3 protein-coding genes are annotated in these 2,996 nt (G+C 29.2%); all 3 read left to right on the top strand.

The window, feature by feature from the left end; translation table 11 throughout:
• Positions 1 to 181: 181 nt before the first annotated feature.
• Positions 182 to 1,828, top strand: coding sequence for a serine hydrolase domain-containing protein (locus MW871_RS16085; RefSeq protein WP_248429007.1), 1,647 nt, complete (start codon positions 182 to 184; stop codon positions 1,826 to 1,828).
• A gap of 170 nt (positions 1,829 to 1,998) precedes the next feature.
• The gene (locus tag MW871_RS16080) at positions 1,999 to 2,553 is read left to right on the top strand and encodes a hypothetical protein (RefSeq protein ID WP_248429006.1); all 555 of its coding nucleotides are present in this window, start codon (positions 1,999 to 2,001) and stop codon (positions 2,551 to 2,553) included.
• Positions 2,554 to 2,741: 188 nt separating this feature from the next.
• The coding region (locus MW871_RS16075) for a hypothetical protein (protein ID WP_248429404.1) at positions 2,742 to 2,996 on the top strand (255 nt) is incomplete at its 3' end.

Here is a 2,996-nt window from a genome sequence, read left to right as displayed (position 1 = left end):
TGGAATTAACGTTTTTATTCATATATTCGTTGCGGTAGAAAATACTCGGCTTCGAAAGTCCGCAACCACGGCAAGCGCCAAGACGTTAACTGCCATTTTAAAAAAACGAGACGGATACAAGATACTATGTAACAAATTACAACTTATTTGTACTAACAGTATCAATCATCAATCATAATCAATGAAATCAAAAATCTCAACCATCGTTTTAAGTCTTTTGACTTACTTAAATGTATCTGCACAAAAAAACGAATTTGTAAGACAGGATAGTATTATTTATCCAATACATAATTCAAACATTGGTAAAGTTGCATTTATGTCACAAACAATTGCAATAGAAAATTTCAAGCAAACAGACTTTTTACAAACATTTGAACTTAAAGAAAAAACAGACCTAAACATTCGAGTTTTTTTAGGCAAATCTTTGACCAATTATCTTCATTTAATATCTCCGAATTCAACTGTTGAAGAATTGACAAACAATGGAAATTATCAATTTACATTTTATGTCGACAACAAAAAAATTTATGTTGAAAACCTAAATATTGGAGCAGGAAGTGCAGAAAGTAAAAATCAAAAAACAATTTTCAGAGTTCCGTTAATAAATTCTACAAATGAAGATTCTTGGGGTAAATTCCTTTGGAATAGATTTTTTGGTAATGGCGGACAAGATGCACTTTTTGAAGGAGAACATATTCTTCACATCGAAATCAGACCATATTTAAAACTCGCCGAATTTCAAACAGGTAATATTATTGCTGAAGGAAAATTAAAAATAATTGTTCCTGAAATAAAAATTAACGAAAAACTTGTAAAAGTTCAATTGATTAAACCAACCAAAGATTGGCAGATTTCTTCTGATAAAATTGATATTGCTAAAATTGAGGAATTGAATAGAAAGATTGCAAAACAAACATATAAAAATGTTACAAGTATAGTTGCTATAAAGGACGGAAAAATTTTAATTGAAGAATATTTCAATGGCGCAAATAGAAAAACGCTTCACGACACACGTTCTGTCGGAAAATCATTTGCTTCAACTCTTTTAGGCATTGCAATAAATGACAAATACATAAAAAGTGAAACCCAAACTTTAAAAGATTTTTATAATTTAAAATCTTTTAAAAATTATTCTATATCAAAAGACAGCATAACTTTAAAAAGTTTACTTACAATGAGTTCAACTTTTGAAGGTTCTGATATGAACTCTGAATCCATTGGTCACGAAGAAAATATGTATCCTACTAAAAATTGGGTTGACTTTACATTAAATCTTCCTGTTGATAAAACAAAACAACTAAATAAACAATGGGATTATTTTACAGCAGGTTGCATAGTTTTGGGCGATATAATTGACAAATCTGTACCAAATGGTTTAGAAAAATATGCTGAGAAAAATCTATTTCGTCCATTAAATATAACAAAATACAAATGGCAATTTACACCGCAAAAAGTAGTAAATACGGCAGGAAGTTTACAATTGAGTTCATTGGATTATTCCAAATATGGGCAATTATACAAAAATCAAGGAACTTGGAATGGAAAACAAATTTTATCACAAGAATGGATAACAAAAAGTTTTTCACATCAAATGACAATATCGGAAAATGAGTTTTATGGATATCTATTTTGGAATAAGACCTACAAAATAAATGGATTGGATTATGAAGTTTACTACTCTAGCGGAAATGGTGGAAATAGAATTTTTATTTTCAAAGACCAACCTATCGTAATTGTAATTACTTCGACAGCATACAATACTCCATACGGAGAAAAACAAATTGAAAAAATTATGCAGGAATATTTAATAGAAGCAATAATAAAATAAAAAAAACGGCAGTTAACAGCCGTTTGGCGAGATTGGGGTTTTAGGCTTAATTTAAAGATGGTTTTGTACTTGAAAAATTTGTGTTTAATGGAAAAATCCCGCATCTTTACTCCCCAACCTCGCCAAGCGCCAAGACGTTAGCGGTAATGCCCGCGCACAGCCTAGAAAATATGGAAAAAAAACTACAAATATATAATCCAAAGAATTCATTTGAAATTGATAAGAGTTTATTAACGGCATTAATTTTATGGTTACTTTCCTTTTTATTTAATTTTGCAAAATCAATATTTCCAAGATATGAAGAAGTCCTTAGTTCATTGGGGGTTTTTGTTGTAATAATTGCTGTTGTGTATTCCCTTTATTTCATCATAAGTAACTTTTTTAAATGCGAAACCGCTAATGGAGAATTAAGTGGATATTTGGTAATAGATTCCGAAAAAATTATTTGTGATTTAGATGTTTATACAATTTACGAAATTGAAAAAATACAAATACTAAGTGATTATTTTCTTGGAAAATTTAACGGAAATATAAGAGCTTGGGAACGTAAAAAATCAAATGGTGTTAAGAATTATATCGAGATCTATAAAAAAAACGGAGAATATAAAAAATATTTTTTCCTTCAGACTAAAACAGAAAATATACAAATGTTTTCAGATGAACTTAGAACTTATTATCGATTTGGAAAATTAGGAGAACAGAATTATAAAAATATCCTGGAATGATGCACTACCGCTAACAGCCGTTTGGCGAGATTGCGAATTTAGTGGTTAATTCATATTTTTCTTTCGCAAGATATTCTATCTTAGCCGAAAGAACTCGGTTACGAATTTCGCAACCACGCCAAGCGCCAAGACGTTGGCAGATATTTTGAGAAAAAATGACGTAAAACAAACACTTTCAACAAAATAAGATGAGAAAAATAATTATTTTAATAATCATCACATTTACTTTTTTCAATTGCCAAAATAAAAAATCTGATTCGAAAAAAGATTTTAAAATAGAGCAAATTGAAGATATTGAAGAAATAAACGAAATTGTTCAAGCGATAATAATTCAAGACAGTTTGAATGTATTAAAAAGCAATTCGGAATCTATATCGTTATGTACAGAATTAAGGAAAATCACAATAGAAATTCCAATAAAACAGGAAAATGGAATTATATTT

Origin of the sequence: Flavobacterium pygoscelis (assembly GCF_023162025.1) — a bacterium.
Classification (GTDB): Bacteria; Bacteroidota; Bacteroidia; order Flavobacteriales; family Flavobacteriaceae; genus Flavobacterium; species Flavobacterium pygoscelis.
The sequence above is the reverse complement of the archived record's forward strand: the minus strand, read 5'-3'. Positions and strand labels throughout refer to the sequence as shown.

Excerpts from the sequence above, each read along its gene's own strand:
- MW871_RS16085 (WP_248429007.1), top strand. The coding sequence starts at position 182 with ATGAAATCAAAAATCTCAACCATCGTTTTAAGTCTTTTGACTTACTTA.
- MW871_RS16080 (WP_248429006.1), top strand. The coding sequence starts at position 1,999 with ATGGAAAAAAAACTACAAATATATAATCCAAAGAATTCATTTGAAATT.